The sequence below is a fragment of the uncultured Enterovirga sp. genome (assembly GCF_964242715.1).
Classification (GTDB): Bacteria; Pseudomonadota; Alphaproteobacteria; order Rhizobiales; family Beijerinckiaceae; genus Enterovirga.
Genome location: NZ_CAXTAZ010000002.1, coordinates 128,462 through 146,041, shown reverse-complemented (window position 1 = coordinate 146,041; position 17,580 = coordinate 128,462). Strand labels below are relative to the sequence as shown.

Annotated in this window: 16 protein-coding genes and 1 pseudogene; 8 read left to right on the top strand and 9 right to left on the bottom strand. The window is 67.2% G+C overall.

Annotated elements, in window-relative coordinates; genetic code table 11:
• Window positions 1-11: 11 nt before the first annotated feature.
• Window positions 12-362, bottom strand: a pseudogene (locus tag ACFE87_RS02115) (AMP-binding protein); the annotation flags it as partial.
• 329 nt (window positions 363-691) lie between these two features.
• Here ACFE87_RS02115 and ACFE87_RS02110 point away from each other — a divergent pair.
• The gene (locus ACFE87_RS02110; RefSeq protein ID WP_375457954.1) at window positions 692-1,486 is read left to right on the top strand and encodes an invasion associated locus B family protein; all 795 of its coding nucleotides are present in this window, start codon (window positions 692-694) and stop codon (window positions 1,484-1,486) included.
• 45 nt (window positions 1,487-1,531) lie between these two features.
• Here the strand turns inward: ACFE87_RS02110 and hspQ are convergent, their stop codons facing one another.
• On the bottom strand, window positions 1,532-1,873 hold the full coding sequence (gene hspQ, locus ACFE87_RS02105; protein ID WP_375457953.1) for a heat shock protein HspQ: 342 nt from the start codon (window positions 1,871-1,873) through the stop codon (window positions 1,532-1,534).
• Window positions 1,874-2,059: 186 nt separating this feature from the next.
• On the opposite strand from hspQ, the gene ACFE87_RS02100 reads away from it, so the two are divergent.
• Window positions 2,060-3,031, top strand: coding sequence for an AEC family transporter (locus ACFE87_RS02100; protein ID WP_375457952.1), 972 nt, complete (start codon window positions 2,060-2,062; stop codon window positions 3,029-3,031).
• On the opposite strand, the gene ACFE87_RS02095 is transcribed toward ACFE87_RS02100, so the two are convergent.
• On the bottom strand, window positions 2,991-4,211 hold the full coding sequence (locus ACFE87_RS02095) for an FAD-dependent monooxygenase (RefSeq protein ID WP_375457951.1): 1,221 nt from the start codon (window positions 4,209-4,211) through the stop codon (window positions 2,991-2,993). The genes ACFE87_RS02100 and ACFE87_RS02095 overlap by 41 nt on opposite strands.
• A gap of 82 nt (window positions 4,212-4,293) precedes the next feature.
• Here ACFE87_RS02095 and ACFE87_RS02090 point away from each other — a divergent pair, with 82 nt between their 5' ends.
• Complete coding sequence (locus ACFE87_RS02090) at window positions 4,294-5,268, top strand: quinone oxidoreductase (RefSeq protein WP_375457950.1); 975 nt, start codon at window positions 4,294-4,296, stop codon at window positions 5,266-5,268.
• A 134-nt stretch (window positions 5,269-5,402) separates the two neighbouring features.
• Here ACFE87_RS02090 and rimO read toward each other — a convergent pair whose 3' ends face one another.
• On the bottom strand, window positions 5,403-6,719 hold the full coding sequence (rimO, locus tag ACFE87_RS02085; protein ID WP_375457949.1) for a 30S ribosomal protein S12 methylthiotransferase RimO: 1,317 nt from the start codon (window positions 6,717-6,719) through the stop codon (window positions 5,403-5,405).
• Between the two features lie 232 nt (window positions 6,720-6,951).
• On the opposite strand from rimO, the gene ACFE87_RS02080 reads away from it, so the two are divergent.
• The gene (locus tag ACFE87_RS02080; RefSeq protein ID WP_375457948.1) at window positions 6,952-7,149 is read left to right on the top strand and encodes a hypothetical protein; all 198 of its coding nucleotides are present in this window, start codon (window positions 6,952-6,954) and stop codon (window positions 7,147-7,149) included.
• Window positions 7,150-7,796: 647 nt separating this feature from the next.
• Here the strand turns inward: ACFE87_RS02080 and ACFE87_RS02075 are convergent.
• Genes ACFE87_RS02075 through ACFE87_RS02055 form a run of 5 tightly spaced genes read right to left on the bottom strand, consistent with a single transcriptional unit; the run spans window position 7,797 to window position 13,897 of the window.
• Window positions 7,797-8,693, bottom strand: coding sequence for an HpcH/HpaI aldolase/citrate lyase family protein (locus ACFE87_RS02075; RefSeq protein WP_375457947.1), 897 nt, complete (start codon window positions 8,691-8,693; stop codon window positions 7,797-7,799).
• Window positions 8,690-9,964, bottom strand: coding sequence for a CaiB/BaiF CoA transferase family protein (locus tag ACFE87_RS02070; RefSeq protein ID WP_375457946.1), 1,275 nt, complete (start codon window positions 9,962-9,964; stop codon window positions 8,690-8,692). The genes ACFE87_RS02075 and ACFE87_RS02070 overlap by 4 nt, the downstream gene beginning before the upstream one ends.
• Entirely contained in the window at window positions 9,948-11,051 is a 1,104-nt protein-coding gene (locus tag ACFE87_RS02065) for an ABC transporter ATP-binding protein (RefSeq protein ID WP_375457945.1), read from the bottom strand. The genes ACFE87_RS02070 and ACFE87_RS02065 overlap by 17 nt, the downstream gene beginning before the upstream one ends.
• Window positions 11,044-12,777 carry an ABC transporter permease gene (locus ACFE87_RS02060; protein ID WP_375457944.1) on the bottom strand — a complete coding sequence of 578 codons (1,734 nt, stop codon included), beginning with the start codon at window positions 12,775-12,777 and terminating at the stop codon, window positions 11,044-11,046. Before ACFE87_RS02060 ends, ACFE87_RS02065 begins: the two co-directional genes overlap by 8 nt.
• Window positions 12,778-12,781: 4 nt before the next feature.
• Window positions 12,782-13,897 carry an ABC transporter substrate-binding protein gene (locus tag ACFE87_RS02055; protein ID WP_375457943.1) on the bottom strand — a complete coding sequence of 372 codons (1,116 nt, stop codon included), beginning with the start codon at window positions 13,895-13,897 and terminating at the stop codon, window positions 12,782-12,784.
• A 223-nt stretch (window positions 13,898-14,120) separates the two neighbouring features.
• On the opposite strand from ACFE87_RS02055, the gene ACFE87_RS02050 reads away from it, so the two are divergent.
• The 4 genes from ACFE87_RS02050 to ACFE87_RS02035 all read left to right on the top strand — a co-directional run bounded on the left by ACFE87_RS02050 (window position 14,121) and on the right by ACFE87_RS02035 (window position 17,543).
• Complete coding sequence (locus ACFE87_RS02050; protein ID WP_375457942.1) at window positions 14,121-14,315, top strand: DUF3606 domain-containing protein; 195 nt, start codon at window positions 14,121-14,123, stop codon at window positions 14,313-14,315.
• Between the two features lie 277 nt (window positions 14,316-14,592).
• Complete coding sequence (locus ACFE87_RS02045) at window positions 14,593-15,588, top strand: TRAP transporter substrate-binding protein (protein ID WP_375457941.1); 996 nt, start codon at window positions 14,593-14,595, stop codon at window positions 15,586-15,588.
• A gap of 52 nt (window positions 15,589-15,640) precedes the next feature.
• A complete protein-coding gene (locus ACFE87_RS02040; protein WP_375457940.1) occupies window positions 15,641-16,177 on the top strand; it encodes a TRAP transporter small permease in 537 nt (178 codons plus the stop codon).
• A 46-nt stretch (window positions 16,178-16,223) separates the two neighbouring features.
• Window positions 16,224-17,543: a TRAP transporter large permease gene (locus ACFE87_RS02035; RefSeq protein WP_375457939.1), complete on the top strand. Its 1,320-nt coding sequence runs from the start codon at window positions 16,224-16,226 to the stop codon at window positions 17,541-17,543.
• Window positions 17,544-17,580 lie beyond the last annotated feature (37 nt).

The following is a 17,580-nucleotide window of genomic DNA, read 5'->3' as shown; positions in this document are numbered from 1 at the left end:
ATGCCGCACAACATCTCGGCCGGCCTGAGCGGCCCGACCCTCGTCTGCGTGATCACCGCCCGGACGTCGGCGATTTCCAGGAGCCGATTGATCTGGCCTTCCCGGGCCGAGATCGGCAGCAGCACCGGGACGAGGCCGGCCGCTTCGGCGGCCAGGATCGAGACGCAGGCCTCCGTCCCGCCCGGAAGGCAGATGCCGACCGCGCTGCGTGGCGCGAGGCCGAGGCCGGCCAGGCGTCCGGCCACGCGCCCGACCGAGGCGGCCGCTTCGGCCCGGGTGAGGGTGGCGGGGGCTCGCCCGCTCCAGCGCTCGCGACCCGCTCCGTCCCGCAGGAAGGCTGCCTGCGGGTCGAGCGCGGCCATCGTGTCGAGCACGCCGGCCAGCGATCCGCCGCGATCGCGGGAGGGGAGGGCGTCGCGGCACGGCATGGGACGGAGGGCGGAGCGGAGCATCCTGGGCCCGAAACCTGCCGATTCGCAGGGCCGGGCATCCTCGCTCGCCGGGGCTTAAGCGGCCGTTCCGAGCTCCTAGCGTTTAAGGCGGAAGGGCGTCCGGGCTGGCCACGACGGGATTATGCGCGTAGGGTCCGGGCTGGCCTTGCGTTCGCCTCATTCGCCCGCCCAAAGCAACCGGCGCGCCTGGTGACGTCGCGGCTTCAGCTGCACCGGCAATCGACCATAAGGATCAATGAATGTCTTCAGCGACTCGCCTCGCTTGGGTGGCAGCGCCGCTCGCCATCGCGATCGGAATCGCGGCTTGCGGAGGAGCCGACGCGCAAACCCGGCGCGAGCGCGAGCGCAAGCCCGCGGAGCCGGCGCCCGCAGCCCCGGCCGCTCCCGCGCCCGCGCAGCCGGGACAGCAGGCCCAGAATACCGGGCCTATGCTCGTGCAGGTGAAGGCCGAGCCCTCGCAGGCCGAATGGACCAAGGTCTGCGGCAAGGACCCGAATAGCGGCACCGAGATCTGCTACACGACGCGCGACTTCGTGTCCGACCAGGGCCAGCCGGTCCTGGCGGCCGCCGTCTACGACGTGAAGGGCCAGAACGGCTCTAAGGTCGTCCGCTTCCTGATGCCGCTCGGCCTCCTCCTGAGGCCCGGCATCCGCTTCGCCGTCGACCAGGGTACGGCCGCCGCCGGCAACTACACGGTGTGCTTCCCGAACGGGTGCTTCGCCGAGACGACGAGCCTGAAGGACGAGACCGTGACCGCGATGAAGCGCGGCACCAACATCAATGTCAGCGTGCAGAACCAGGTCGGGCGCGAGGTGACGTTCCAGGTCCCGCTCGCCGGGTTCGGCAAGGCCTTCGACGGCGCGCCGATCGATCCGAAGGTGCTGGAAGACCAGCAGAAGCGGCTTCAGGAAGAGCTCGAGAAGCGCAGCGAAGAGCTGCGCAAGCGTCTCGAAGCGCAGGGTCAGGCCGGTGCGGGAACGCCGGCTCCGGGCACGGCGGGCGCTCCGCCGGTCCCGACACCCGCGCGACCGTAAGGGAGCCACACGCTTCGGTCGGGACGTGGTCCCGGCTGAAGCGATTCAGTGTGACGTGCCGGAGCGGCGCTGGTAGGAGCCGTCCTTCGAGCGGTCGAAAATCTCACCGATCTGCGGGTGGCGGAGCGGGGTGCCGGTCGTGTCCGGCAGCAGGTTCTGTTCCGAGACATAGGCGATGTATTCGCTCTCCTGGTTCTCGGCGAGCAGGTGGTAGAATGGCTGATCCTTCGCTGGTCGCATGTCGGCCGGGATCGCGAGCCACCAATCCTCGGTATTGGCGAAGACCGGGTCGACATCGAAGATCACGCCCCGGAAGGGGTAGAGCCGGTGGCGCACCACCTGGCCGAGCGCGAATTTCGCCTCTCGTAGCGTCCTGTTCTCTGACATGCCGGTGATATAGCCAACGCGGAGCCGCGCCGGAAGACCGTGCCGATCACACCGCTTCCGAGCGGTCGTCTTTGCCTCGATGAGGTCGGCGAGATCCGCGGGATTTCGGCCCTTCTCCGGCTACCGGCAGGGTTGCGCGCGGGACCGCCGATTGCGAGAAGCCGGGCTTCCCACCTGGACGAGCCGTTGTCCGATCTCGTCGGTCTCTTCAGCCTGCTCGCGCCCTTCTTCGGGCTGATCGGCCTCGGCATCGCCTCGGCCCGCCTTGCCGGGCTTCCGGCGATCGGGCTCAGCTGGATGCAATTCTTCCTGCTCTATCTGGCGCTGCCGTCCCTCTTCTTCCGGCTGCTCTCGGATAAGCCGATCGCGGAGATCGCGAATTGGGCTTTCGTCGGAATCACGACGCTCTCGACGGCGACGGCCTTCGCGCTCGCCTTCGCGGTCGGGCGCGCCGGCTCGCGTCGCCTGCCTGAGAACGTCATCAGCGGGGTCGCGGGCTCCTATTCCAACATCGGCTATATGGGCCCGCCGCTCGTCATGTCGTTCCTCGGCCCCTCGGCCAGCGCGCCGGTTGCGCTGATCTTCGTGTTCGACACGATCTTCCTGTTCACGGCCGTGCCCGCGCTGATGTCGCTCGGCGGCATCGAACGGCGGCGCCCGATCGAGGCCGCCCTCGACGTCGTCCGAAAGGTGACGCTTCACCCCTTCCTCCTCGCGACGGCAGCGGGCCTGCTCGCGAGCCTCGCGCGATGGCAGCTGCCCCAGGCGCTGGACCAGATGATCACCTGGCTCTCCGGCGCCTCGGCGCCCTGCGCCCTGTTCCTGCTCGGCGTCAGCGTCGCGCTGCAGCCGGTCGGCCGGATCGCGGGCGCGGTGAGCGCACTCGTGGTCGTGAAGCTGATCCTCCACCCCCTCGCGGTCTGGATCGGCCTCTCGGCCGTTGGCGGGTTCGACCCGATCTGGGTTCAGGCGGCCGTGGTAATGGCAGCGCTGCCGCCGGCGCTCAACATCTTCGTGCTCGCCTCCCAATACCGTGCCGGCACGGAGCGGGCCTCGGCCTGCGTGCTGGTCGGGACGATCGCCTCGATGGTGACCCTGACGCTGCTCCTCTGGCTGTTCAGGACCGGGACGATCCCGCAGATGCTCTTCCGCGGCTGACGCCAGGGTGCGAAACCCCGCCTGCGAGGCCGGCCCGCATCACGGCGCGCCGCAGAGGGCCGATCCCGCCGAGAAGCCCGAGGCCGATCCCGCGGGCGGCGTCGATCGGTGCGAAGCCGGCCAGCAGGGAGCGGTTCAGGCCATCGACCGCGACCGAGCGGAGCCGGACGTCGTTCTGGCGCTCGCGCGCGTAGCGGGCGAGCCCGGCCTCGGCACCGACGTCGATGCCCTCGGCCCGGGAAGCGGTGAGCATCCGGACGAGCGCGGCCACGTCGGCCAGCCCGAGATTGAGGCCCTGGGCGCCGATTGGCGGCAGCACATGCGCGGCCTCGCCGGCTAGGGCGAGCCTCGGCCCGACATAGCCCGACACCGACATGGTGGAGAGCGGGACCGTGCCGCGTGGGCCGGCGACCGTCATCGTGCCGAGGAGCGAGGCCGCCGCTGCCTCCACGGCGAATGCGAGATCGGCATCGCTCGCACCCATCAGCCGCTCGGCGTGGCGAGGGAGGGTGACCCAGACGAGGCTCGAGCGCCGACCCGGGAGCGGCACGAGCGTGAAGGGCCCGCTGCCGGTGTGGAACTCGGTCGACGCGTCGCCATGCGGGCGCTCGTGGCGGAGGATGGTCGTGAAGGCCGATTGGCGGTAGCTGCGCTCGGACGTCGTGATGCCGGCGGCCTCGCGGACACGCGAGTGCCGCCCGTCCGCGGCCACGACGAGCGACGCCGCGATGCGCGAGCCGTCGAGGCAGGAGAGATGAGCGAGGTCGTCCGTCTCGAAGCCGCCGACGAGCGCCGTCGACCAGGTCAGCCCGGATTGCGCGCGTGCGGCATCGGCCAGGATCCCGGCGAGCCTCGCATTCTCGACATTCCAGCCGAAGGCCTCGAGCCCGATCTCGTCCGCCCGGAACGAGACCGGCGGCGGCCGGAACAGGCTGCCGGTGTCGTCCACGATCCGCAGCACCCGGAGCGGGCCCGACGCTTCGGCGAGGGCCGGCCAGATTTCGATATCGCGCAGCAGATCCACCGATGGTCCGAGAAGGGCGGCGGTGCGGCCGTCGCGGCGCTCCGGTTCGGGGCCGACCAGGCAGGTGGCGAGCCCGGCCTGCGCGAAGGCGAGGGCGGCCGCGAGACCGACCGGACCTGCTCCGACCACGGCCACCTCGAACCTGTCGCCTGTCATCGCATGCTGTCCCCGCGCGACGGCCATTGCCGCGGCGCCACGCTCCTCCTAATCATCCGGCGAGTTCAAAGGGAGCGGAAGAATGGTCGCGGCAGTCCGGGTGCATCAATATGGCGGTCCCGAGGTGCTGACCTACGAGGAGATCGACCTACCCGCGCCGGCTGCGGGAGAGGTGCGCGTCCGGCAGACCGCGATCGGGGTCAACTACATCGACACCTATTTCCGGAGCGGCGCGTATCAGGCGCCCACTATGCCCTTCATCGCCGGCAACGAGGCCGCGGGCGTCATCACCGCGCTCGGCGACGGCGTGACCGGCTTCGCGACGGGCGATCGGGTGGCCTATGTGGCCGCGCTCGGCTGCTACGCGGCGGAGCGGAACGTGCCCGTCGCGAATGTCGTCAAGCTGCCGGACGGGGTCTCGGATGAGACTGCTGCGGCCATGATGCTGAAGGGCCTGACGGTCGAATACCTTCTCCATCGCACCTATCCGGTGCGGGCGGGCGACACGATCCTGATGCATGCCGCCGCGGGCGGCGTCGGCCTGATCCTCTGCCAATGGGCGAAGCACATTGGGGCAACTGTAATCGGCACGGTCGGGACCGAGGATAAGGCCGAGGTCGCGCGCCAGAATGGCTGTGATCATGTGATCCTGTACCGCAAGGAGAATTTCGCCGAGCGCGTGGCCGAGATCACCGGGGGCAAGAAATGCGCGGTCGTCTATGACGGGGTCGGCAAGACCACCTTCCAGGGCTCGCTCGACTGCCTTGCGCCGCTCGGCGTGATGGCGAGCTTCGGCTCCGCCTCCGGCAAGGTCGAGCCGTTCGATCTCGGCGTCCTCGCGCCGAAGGGTTCGCTCTACGTGACCCGGCCGACGCTCAACACCTTCACGTCACGCCGCGACTGGCTGGACGACATGGCGAAGAACCTGTTCGGCGTCGTCGCCTCGGGTGCGGTGAAGATCGCGATCAACAAGCGCGCCAAGCTCGCCGAGGCCCAGGCCGTCCACCGCTCACTCGAGGGCCGGGAGACGACGGGTGCGATCATCATGACGCCGTAGGGTCGGCTCTCGTCATTCCGGGGCCGCCAAGCGGAACCCGGAACCCGCGGAAGGGCGCGCGATGCGGAAGACATCCCCCGGCCGTCGCGAGCCGTGGGTTCCGGGTTCTTGCTTCGCAAGCCCCGGAATGACGCTCAGACCACGGCGCCGTAGAGGTCGTACTCGTCGGTGCGCTCAACCTTCACGGTCACGATATCGCCCTGGCGGAGCGGGCGCCGCGACGTGACGTGGACGACGCCGTCGATTTCCGGCGCCTCGTAGCGCGACCGGCCCCGTGCCACGGGCCCGGAAGGTTCGTCGATGATCACCGGGAGCCGCCGACCGACCTTGCGGGCGAGGAGCTTGCGGCTGATGTCGCGCTGGGCGGACATGAACCGGTTCCAGCGCACCGTCGCCACCTCCGGAGCAACCGGCGAGCCGAGATCGTTTGCAGGTGCGCCTCGAACCGCCTCGTATTTGAAGCAGCCGACCCGATCGAGCTTGGCCTCGTTCAGCCAGTCGAGCAGGAAGCTCATATCCTCCTCCGTTTCGCCCGGGAAGCCGACGATGAAGGTCGACCGGATGGCGAGGTCGGGACAGATCTCGCGCCATTTCCGGATCCGCTCGAGCGTGCGCTCGCCATGCGCCGGCCGGCGCATGGCCTTCAGGACGGTCGGCGAGGCATGCTGGAAGGGGATGTCAAGGTAGGGGAGGATGCGACCCTCCGCCATCAGAGGGATTACCTCGTCGACATGTGGGTACGGGTAAACGTAGTGCAGTCGTACCCAGATCCCGAGCTCTCCGAGAGCCTTGGTCAGATCGAAAAACCGAGCCTTCACAGGCCCATTGCGCCACAAGCTCTCCTGGTACCTGACGTCGATGCCGTAGGCGCTCGTATCCTGTGAGACAACCAGCAATTCCTTGACCCCGGCCTTGGCGAGGCGCTCGGCTTCACGAAGCACGTCACCCGCGGGGCGGCTCACGAGGTCGCCCCGAAGTTTCGGGATGATGCAGAAGGAGCAGCGATGGTTGCAGCCTTCGGAAATCTTAAGATAGGCATAATGCCTGGGCGTGAGCTTCACGCCCTGCGGCGGAACGAGGTCGAGGAAGGGGTCGTGCTTCGGCGGCGAGGCTTCGTGCACCGCGGCCATCACGCTGTCATATTGCTGCGGCCCGCTGATCGCGAGGACGCCCGGATAGCGGTCGCGGATGGCCTCCGGCTCCGCGCCCATGCAGCCGGTCACGATCACCCGGCCATTCTCGGCTATGGCCTGGCCGATCGCGCCGAGCGACTCGGCCTTGGCGGAATCGAGAAAACCGCAGGTGTTGACGACCACGACGTCGGCGCCGTCATGACGCTTCGTCAGTTCGTAGCCCTCGGCTCGCAGACGCGTGATGATCCGCTCCGAATCCACCAGGGCCTTCGGGCAGCCGAGCGACACGAAGGAGATTTTGGGGGCGACGGCGTTCATGCAGTGATCCGGGTGCTCTTGGGCAGTGGCCACAGCCGACCGGACACAGAGGTACGAGGCGCAAGCACGAAGCGTCGGAGCTGAAGCCGCCGAGATAGGCTACCCAGGGGCCTAAAGGAAGGGCCGGCATGCCGCGGGGATGGCGGGATCTCGTCTCTGGAGAGCGACGCGCGCCAAGGTGGCGCGGCAAAGAGGGGGTGCAAGCGCCTCGTCTTCGTGCCATAGCAGAGGCATGAACGCGAACAAACACCACCCCTACACCCTCGAAGTCCAGCCCTCGCAGAAGCCCGGCCTGTTCGAATGGACGATCCGCAAGCAGGGCAAGCTCGCCCAGCGGTCCGACAAGCAGTATCGTAGCGAGGCGGATGCTCTGAAAGACGGTGAGAAAGCCGTCGAGCGTCAATTCACCGACGCCCAGGGCGCGCGCTAACCGCCACCCGCTCGATCCGGTCGACCACCGCAGGCTTGGCCGCGGGGTTCGTCTTCGCGCAACCTCGCCGCGGGTGATGCCCGCGTCACGATCGTCTCACGCATTGGCCAGTGGGCGCCGATCAGGCGACCAGGATCGGAGCGTCCCGTTCCGACTTTGAAGTAAGGTCGGCGCGATCCCGCTGCTCCGCCAGGCTAGGGCTGGTCAGCTATCGTGCTTCGGGCCGTGGCGGCGTCGTGTGCGAGTGCCGGTGGTCCGCGGCAGTATCAGGCTGCCTTGCCGTCCCGGACGGCGCAATGCCACACCGGTTGCGGACGGGGCCGCACGGACCTCGGCACCTTGAAACCTCTCGACGCATGGGCCGTACCTCCCAATTCTGGGAGGGAGAATCCGAGTGCCGGACGAGTTCAGGGCCGAATTACGCCGCATTGTATGCGCAGCGGACCGCCTGGAGATCGTGGAATTGGACGACCCTGCCAGCCATGGCTGGCTGCGGCGGTCGGAATTTGACCGCGACGGCCTGCATGCATGGGAAACGGTCGACGGGAACATCGTCGGCCTGCTTCGCTGCCGACCCACCACGAAAGCCCGTTCGGAACGGTCGGGACCAGACCGTCAGGGGTAGACGCGCTCGGCGGCTCTGTCCGCTAAGTCGTCCGCGCCGCGATGGCCCTCGAGCGGGCGAGGAGCGCCTCGGCCCGTTGCACGATCGGGATGTCGATCATCTTGCCGTCGACGGCGAAGGAGCCTCGCCCGGATGCGGCTGCTTCGCGGTCGAGTTCGACGATGCGCTCGGCGTCGCGAACCTCCTCGTCCGACGGGCTGAAACCCGCATTGAGGATCGGCACGAGGGACGGGTGGATGCAGGCCGAGCCGACCAGGCCGAAATCGGCCGAGCGCCGGACGATGCGGGCATAGCCTTCCAGGTCCGAGAAGTCTGCGACCGAGCCGATCGTGCCGAGCGGCAGGATGCCGGCTGCGGTCGCGGCCTGAACGATCTGCTGCTTCGGCATCAGCATGGTGTCCTCCGAGGGCTTGGCGCCGATCGCGGTCGCGTAATCCTCCGAGCCGAGCGAGATGCCGGCGAGCCGTGGCGTCGAGCGAGCGATCTCGTAGGCGCGGGCGAGGGGGCCCGGAGCCTCGATCAGGCCGATGAACCAGATCCGGCCGGGCGGTAGTCCGCGGGCGATTTCGAGCCGGGTAACCATCTCGTCCAGGAGCCGGACATGTTCGGGGCCCTCCACCTTCGTGATCTTGATCGCGTCGACGCCCGCGATCACGGCCGCTTCGAGGTCGCGGACCGCGAGTTCCAGCGGCTGGTTGATCCGGACCATCACGTCGGACCGGCCCGTCGCCCGAAAGCGTGCGACGATGTCCGGCACGAGAGCGCGCGCCGCCTCCTTCTGGCCAAGCGGAATGGAATCCTCGAGGTCGATGATGAGCGCATCCGCGCCTCGTTCGGTCGCTTTCGCAACGAAACGCTCGACATTGGCCGGCACGAACAGCGCGGAGCGCCAGACCGGGAATCGGCTCGTCATGCTCATGAGGGCGTGGTCTCCTTGGCGAGCCCCGAGGCGAGGGCGCGTGTGATCTCGTCCGGCGCGAGCCCGGCCTCGCCCAGGATCTCGCGCGTCTGCTCGCCAAGGCGAGGCGCCGGCGTGCGGATGGTCCCGGGCGTCTCCGAGAGCCGCGCCGGAACGGCATGCATCGGGAAGGATCCCATGTCGGCATCCGGGTAATCGGCGAGCAGGGCGCGATCTCGGACGTGAGGGTCGCGGATGAAGTGGGCGATGTCGTTGACGGGACCGATCGTCACCTCGGCTTCCTCGAAGAAGGCGACATTCTCGTCCATGGTGCGGGCCGCCACGAAGTCTCCGATGATGCGGTCGAGCTCTTCCACATGAACGAGCCGCTGCTCGTTCGTCCTGAAGCGTGGGTCATCGCAGAGTTCGGGTCTGCCGATCGAGCGCAGGACCCGCATGGCCATGCCCTGGGTCGAAGCGGAGAGGCAGACCCAGCCGCCGTCCTTGGCCTGGTACACGTTGCGGGGCACGGATCCGGTGGAGCGGCTGCCGCTGCGCGCCTTCGTCTGGCCGGTGAGCCGGTAATTCGCGGCCTGGGGCCCTAGCGAGTTGAAGATCGGGTCGAGGAGCGGCAAGTCGATCACCTGGCCCTTGCCGCCACTCACTTCGACCTCGCGAAGTGCCGCCATGGCCGCGAAGGCGCCGGTGAGACCCGAGATGGCGTCGGCGAGATACATCGGCGGCAGGACCGGCTCCCGATCCGGAAATCCGTTCATGTCGGCAAAGCCCGAAAATCCCTCGACCAGCGTGCCGAAGCCCGGCCGGCGCCGGTAGGGTCCGGTCTGGCCCCAGCCCGAGATCCGCAGAATGACGAGCCGGGGCTCGAGCGCATGCAGCTCGGCCGGCGAGAGGCCCATGCTTTCCAAAGTGCCGGGCCGGAAGCTCTCGATCAGCATGGCCGCGCCGGGCACGAGCTTGCGGATGAGAGGCACCGCGTCGGCGTGCCGGAAGTCGAGGCAGAGGCTGCGCTTGTTGCGCGAATGCACCTTCCAGGTCGTCTCGACGCCGTTCACGCGCCAGCCTCGCAGCGTGTCGCCATCGCGCGGCTCGACCTTGATCACGTCGGCACCGAAATCCGCGAGATGCTGCGTGAGGAGGTTGCCGGCGACAAGGCGGGACAGGTCGACGACCCGCACGCCCTTCAGCGGTCCGGGGGCCGCGTCGGGCTCGTAATCGGCCCGCGGCAGGCTTTCGCTGGTGGTTTCCCGGCTCGGCTCAGGGGGATGAGACATGTGACGGTCCAGGAAACAGGATGCCGCCCGAAATGGGCAGCCAGAGGTCGAGTTCGGGGGCGTTCGTCGGCTCTTCGGTGTCGATGCGAAGCGCGCTTCCGCCGAGGTCGAGCGCAAGCTGCCAGCGGCCGCCCACATAGGACCGGCTCGTAACCCGCGCCCTGACGACGGAGCCGTCCGGCCCGCCCTGACCCTCGGCCACGATCCGCATCTGCTCGGGCCGGAAAGCGAGCGTCACGGTCGCGCCGGAATCGGGCCGCTTGTCGGTGAGAAGCCGGACGTGCTGGCCACCCGGCAGCGTCACGGCTATCTCGCCGGCCGTGACCGGCGCGCCCGCGACCACTCCGGTCAGGAAGTTGGTCGTGCCGATGAAGTCCGCCACGAAGCCGTCGGCCGGATGCTCGTAGATCTCCTGCGGCGCGCCGATCTGGGCGATGCGGCCGCCATTCATCACCACGATGCGGTCAGAGAGCGCGAGCGCCTCCACCTGGTCGTGCGTGACGTAGATCGTAGTCAGGCCGAGCCGGGTCCGGAGTTCGGCAAGCCAGGTCCTGGCGCGGTCGCGAAGCTTCGCATCTAGATTGGAGAGCGGCTCGTCGAGGAGCAGGATTTCGGGCCGGTAGACCAGCGTGCGGGCAAGCGCGACCCGCTGCTGCTGGCCGCCCGACAACTCGTGCGGGTAGCGGTCGGCATAGCGTTCCATCTCGACGAGGGCGAGCGCCTCTTCGATGCGGCGCGTCCGCTCCGCCTTCCCGACCCTGCGGAGCGAGAGGGGGAACGCGACGTTGTCTCGCACGCGCATATGCGGCCACAGAGCGTAACTCTGGAAGACGAGCCCGCAATTTCTCGCCTCCGGCGGCAGGAAGATGCCGCAGGAGGCGTCGAAATAGACGGTGCGGCCGACTGTGATGCGGCCCGAGGTCGGCGCCTCGAGCCCGGCGATAGCTCCGAGCGTCGTCGACTTCCCGCAGCCGGACGGGCCGAGCAGCGTCACGAACTCGCCGTCCGCGACCGTCAGGTCGAAATCCTCGACCGCCCGCACGGCGCCGAACGTCTTGGCGAGATTTTCGATCCTCAGCTCAGCCATGCAGCCGCACTCCGAAGACGGCGCGGGCGAGGGCGACGCAGGTCGCGATCACGAGGATCTGGACCGCGGCCAGCGCCGATACGAGACCCACCTCGCCTTGGGTCCAGGCCTGGAGAAGGGTCGTGCCGATTACCTCGCTGCCCGGGGCGAAGAGGAAGATCGCTGTCGTGTATTCCTTGAAGAAGGTGATGAACAGGATCGTCAGGCAGGCGACCAGGGCAGGGCGCATGAGCGGAAAAACGACCCGGCGCGTGGCCGTCCACCAATCCGCCCCCTGCACTCGGGCCGCGCGGTCGAGGTCGGGGCTCATCTGCATCAGCATGGGCGCGACCGCGCCGAGGCCGACCGGGATGTAATGCATCGTGAAGGCGAGGATCAGCACCCAGATCGTGTTCCGGATGCCGCCGAAACCGGGCATGAGCGCAAAGGCGTAGAAGAAGCCGATCCCGGCGACGACGCCGGGGACCGCGCGCGGGAACAGGGCCATGTAGTTCAGCCCGCCGCGCCAGCGGAACTCGGATCGGAGCACGATCGTGGCGATGAGGGCGACGAGCCCGGTCGCCAAGACGCCGCCGATCGCGCTGATCAGGAGCGAATTCCAGATCGAGCGCATATAGACCGGGTATTCCAGCATGCTGGTGAAATTCCCGAGCGTCAGCACCTCTCCGATCGCCACCATCGGCGAGAGCAGGCTCGTGAAGGCCCGCAGGATGAGCGCCCCGATCGGGGCCGCGACCGTCAGCCCGATATAGGCGAGAGACGCCGCGAAGAGCGGCCAGCGCAGGCGCCCGAGCCGGAACGGGCGCGGACGGGTCGCCTTGCCGCCGAGCGTCACGAAGCGGCGCGTGTTGCCTAGAAAACGCCCCTGGAGCCAGACGAGGACGCACACGACCGCCAGCATCAGGAGGGCCGCCGTCGCGACGAGCCCGTGGTCGGGGCGGGCCGAGGCGACGCCGTTATTGTACAGGAAGGTGGTCAGCACCGTGATCCCGGCCGGGTCGCCGAAGACGAGCGGGATCGCCAGGAGTTCGAGCCCTACCGTGAAGTTCAGCACGGCGCTGTAGGCGATGGCCGGCATGAGGAGCGGCAATGTGATGCGCGACACGGTCCGGAGCGTGCCGGCTCCGGCGATCCGGGCCGCCTCTTCGAGAGACGGATCGGTGATCGATGCGGACGCCATGCAATAGATATACGCGACCGGCGCCTGCGAGGCGCCCGCGATCAGCGCCATGCCGGAGAGCGTGTAGAGGTCCCAGGGAGCGCCGCCGAGCCATTCCTGGGCGAGCAACGTCAGGTAGCCCGCCGGCCCGTAGACCGTGTACCAGCCGAAGGAGAGAACGAGCGCGGACAGGTAGATCGGCCAGAGGAACAGCTCGCCGAAGAGCCGCGCCCCGGGCATGTCGGTCCGGCCGAAGAGGAGCGCTGCCAGGGTGCCGAGCACCTGCGAAATCACGGTGGTCAGCCCCGCGAAGACGAGCGTGTTCCAGACGACCAGCCCGAACCCGTCGAGTCCGAAGAGCCGGCGGAAATTTCCGAGCGTCAGCTGCTGTCCCGAATCGTAGAGGGCACCGTCAAGGAAGGACTGGTAGAGGACGGGAAGAAGCGGGGCCGCCACGAGCGCGACCGTCAGCAGCGCCGTCCCGTACTGGATCGATATGTCCCGCAAGGGGAGCGGGCGCGGCGCCTTGTCGGGCGCAGCCGTCCCCAGGGAGAAGGTGACCGCCACGGGATCAGCGGATGTTGAAGGTCTGCTTCCAGCGGACCAGGAAGGCGTCGTAGTCGCGGAGCGCGTCCTCGTCGTAGCCGATGTAGATCATGTTCTGCTCGCCGACGAGGCTCGCGATCGACGAATAGGTGTGCCGAATGCCCTCGCCGGGCTGGATCCCCGGACGGGCCGGGGTGAGCCCGCCCCGGCCGAAGGCGCGCTGCCCGTCCTCGGAGATGACATAGTCCAGCATCAGCTTCGCGGCCGCGACGTTCTTCGACCCCTTCGGCACCGCGATGCCGCGCAGGATCACGGGCTGGCCGTCGGCGATGAAGCTCCAGCCGAGGATCTTGGCCCGCGCCGGATCGGAAAGCCGCGGCCAGAAGGTGATCGCGGACACGAACCAGCCGGCCGCGTATTCGCCGGACGTGACCTTCTCGGTCATCGGGCCGCCGGAGCGTTCGAAGCGGGGCTGGACCTTCGCGAGTTCCGCGAGCCACTCCCACGCCTTGTCACCGTGCTTTTTCACGAAGGCGTAGTAGATGCCGTAGCCGAACGTCGTCTGATGGGCGCCGTAGCTCGTGATCTTGTTCTTCCACGGCCGCTCGTTCGCGAGCGAAAGGGCGAGAAAATCCGCGAAGCTCTTCGGCCGCTTGGCTTCGGGCACGAGGGCGTTGTTCCAGATCAGCGCCATCGGGTCGGAGGAGACGGTGTAGAGTCCGGGGAAAGGCTTCGACCAATCCGGCCACACCTTGGCTTCCGGGGACGCATAATCGAGGATCTCGCCCCGGCGTTGGAAGTCGATCCATCCGCCGGGATCGGCCGTCGCGATCAGGTCGGCCGTCCGGCTATTCGTGCTCTTCTCGGCGAGGTAGCGCTCGAAACTCTCGCGGGAGGCCGGAAGATCGAGCGTCTCGACCTTGATCCCGGGATAGACCTTGTTGAAGCCCTCGATCACCGGCCGCCAGTTTTCGGGCGACATGATCGAGTAGATCAGCAGGCTGCCCTCCCGCTCGGCCTGGGCGACCAGATCGCGGTAGCCGTCGGGATAGCCTGCCGGGGCTGCTTGCGCCGACCCAATCAGGCCGGTCGCGCCCGCGAGCGAGAGGGCAAGGATCGCCCGTCGGTCCAGGTTCGCCATCGTCGTCTCCTCCCGGGAGCATTGCCTCTTTCGGCGAGGCATAATCGAGCATGGCGGAAGGCGCCAGCAGCCGTCGGGATGGCCGGCCTGTCCCGGACACAGGGCTCGGATGCCGGCGCAGCGGCGCTGCCGAACGGCGCAAAGTCACGTGAATGAGAGATGACAGTTTCGATTGGCTCGATCTCGTCGTGCCGCAAGTCTTCCCGGTAGGAGGACACCGCAGATGGCTGACGACAAGACGAAGCGGGGCGCGCGTGACCGGGCCACGGTGGCGGCCGAGGAACCCTACGAGGTCCGCTATTTCGCCAGGAAGCACGGGATTGCCGTCGAGCAGGCACAAGGCCTCATCGACAAGATCGGCGGAAACCGAGCGAAGCTCAACGAAGCTGCCGAGAAGTTGGCGTCCAAGAAGAAATAGGCTGCGGGTTGAGAGTTTCGCCGTGAGCCGCGGGGTTCTGCCGTCCTCGTGGCCCTCTCTCTTCATGGAGGCGCGGCTTCGACGCTGGCCCTGGACATCGAACAGTCGATCAGCGGCGGTGGCTGGCGAGGACGTCGTGGGCGGCATTCCTTAGTCTTCGGTGATTGTTGTCCCTCGCGCGGGCTCCAAACCGCTTGCGGCCGGTTGGCGCGGGCTGACCTTTCTGCGATAGATCGGGAACGATCCTCGTCAGAAGGGTCACCGGGAGAAAACGACGATGAGAAGGCGTGATGTTCTCGCGGGCGGATTGGCGCTCTCCGCCGTCGGTCTGGCAGCCCCGTTCGTCAAGGCGCAGGCCCAGGTCACGCTTCACGGAGCGTCGCAGTTCAACGACGACCACGCCTTCACGAAGGGGCTCGCCAAGTTCGCCGAGCTGACTCAGACCTATTTCGGGAAGCCCATCAACTTCGTCCTGCACAAGAACAGCGAGCTTGGCCTCGAGAAAGACTATTTCGCCTACATGAACCAGGGCATCTCGGTCGATTACGGGATCGTCTCGCCGGCTCACATGTCGACCTTCTCGAGAGCCGCCCCGTTCATCGATGCCCCTTTTCTGTTCCGCGACCTCGCGCATTGGAACAAGGTCCTCGACGCCGACATCCTGAAGCCCGTGGCGGACGAGATCGCGCAGAAGGCCGACGTCATGTTGATCGGCTACGGTGGCGGCGGGGTCCGCAACATCTTCTCCAACAAGCCGGCCAAGAACCTGGCCGAGCTGAAGGGCCTCAAGGTCCGCGTGCAGGGTGCCCCGATCTGGAGCCGCGCCTTCACGGCGATCGGCATGTCTCCGACCGTGATCGCCTATAACGAGATCTACAATGCCATCCAGAACGGCGTGATCAACGCCGGCGAGAACGAGGCCGCGGGCGTCGAATCGATGAAGTTCTTCGAGGTGGGCCCCAATCTCCTCCTGACTGAGCACGCCATCACGATTCGGCCGATCTGCTTCTCGGGAAAGACCTACAAGCGCTTGCCTGCCGAGCTGCAGGCCGCGGTGGTGAAAGCCGGCAAGGAGGCGGGTGCCTACGGGCGGCAGGTCGAATCCTCGGAGGACGGCCAGAAAATCGATGCGCTGGAAAAGGCGGGCAAGCTGAAGCGCATCGCCTTCACCGAGCGTGACGCGATGAAGAAGCTCGTGGATCCGGTCATCGCGGCCTATGCCAAGGAAATCGGCGCCGACAAGATCTTCGAGCAGCTGAACGCCGTCACCTGATCGTTCTCGGACCGACGGCCGCGGCGCCGGCTCCGCCGCGGAGGCAACATCCATGCGCTCGATCATCGACGCCTATTACAAGCTGCTGACGTGGCTACTCGTCGCTTCGGTCGCGATCCTGATCGTGCCGATCTCGCTTCAGGTCCTGTCCCGCTACACGCAGTTGTTTCCGGCCTATATCTGGACGGAGGAACTGTCGCGCTTCCTCTTCATCTGGATGGTGATGATCGGCGCGATGGTCGGCCTCCGAGAGCGCACGCATTTCGAGGTGGATGTCTGGCCCGATCTCGGTCCGCGCGCCGGAGCCGTATTGCGCATCGGCTCGCATCTGTTCGTTCTGATCTTCGCGCTCGTCTTCCTCTATTGGGGAAGCCGGTTCCTGATGTTCGGCTGGTACCAGACTTCCGAACTTGCCGACCTGCCGATGGGTTTCATCTTCCTGGCGTGGCCGCTGGCTGGCGCGACCTGGATCCTGTTCCTCGGCGAGGCTTTCGTGGAGGATTGGCGCACGCTCACCGGCCAGGCTCCGCTCACGCCCGAGACGCCCCAGCCCGAGACGGGATTGGTGCCCGGACGAACCGCCGAATGATGCTTTTCCTGATCCTTCTACAGGCCTCGACGGGCTGGAGTTCCCGATGACGCAAGCCGCTGTTTCGCCCGGCATGGCGGCGCTGATCCTGTTCGGCGTGTTCTTCGCGCTCCTGATCGTGCGGGTGCCGGTCGCCTTCGCGCTCGGCCTGTCCTGCCTACCTCTTCTCCTCGTCGAGGAGCGCCTGTCGCCGCTCGTCCTCTTCAACGAGACATTCAAGGCCTACAATTCGTTCATCCTGCTGGCTGTGCCGCTGTTCCTGCTCACGGCGAATCTCATGAGCATCGGCGGCATCACGGACCGTCTGGTGAGGCTGTCACGGGCGCTGGTCGGAAACTTTCCCGGCGCGCTCGCCCAGATCAACGTCATTCTGTCGGTGTTCTTCGCCGGCATCTCTGGCTCGTCGACCGCCGACGCGGCGAGCCAATCCAAGATCTTCATCGATGCGCAGACACGGGAGGGCTACGACCTCTCCTTTTCGATCGCCATCACGGCCGTCTCCGCCGTGCTCGCCGTCATCATTCCCCCCTCGATCCTGATGATCGTTTGGGGAGGCGTGATCTCGGTCTCGATCGGAGCGCTCTATCTCGCCGGGATCATCCCGGGGCTCCTGATCGCCGGAGCCCAGATGGCGACCGTTCACGTCTACGCCAAGAAATACAATTATCCGGTTTATCCGCGGGCGACGCTTCGCGAGTTCTTCACCGCGATCTTCGTCTCGATCCCTGCCCTACTGACCCCGTTCATCGTGGTTGGCGGCATCCTGCTCGGGTGGTTCACCGCAACGGAATCGGCCTGCGTGGCGGTGATCTATGCGGCGCTGCTGTCGATCTTCTTCTACCGGGAGATGTCGCTCAGCCAGCTCTACAGCGCGCTGCTGGAAACCGGCCGCCTGTCGGCCGTCGCCCTGTTCTGCGTCGGCACGGCCTCGGCCTTCGGCTGGATGCTGGCCTATTACCAGATTCCGCGCGAGCTCCTGTCGAACGTCACGGCCTGGGGCATGGGACCGATCGGCGTCGGCTTCTTCATCGCCTTCGTGTTCCTGGTCGTCGGCTGCTTCCTGGACGCGATCCCGGCCATCATCATCGTCGGTACGACGCTGGAGCCGCTGTCGCGCTCCGTCGACATGCACCCGATCCACTTCGCCATCGTGGCAATCGTCTCCCTCGCCTTCGGCCTCGTGACGCCGCCCTATGGTCTCTGCCTCATGGTCGCCTGCGCTGTCGCGAAAGTGCGGCTGCGCTACGCCATCAAGGACACGATGATCATGCTGGCACCGATGCTCGTCGTGCTCGCAGCGTTGATCGTGTTCCCGGAGATTGCCCTGTTTCTGCCGCGACTATTCGCGCCCGAATTCCTCAAGTGAGGCAGTCGGAAAACGAGCTCAATGGTGCCGCCAAGGG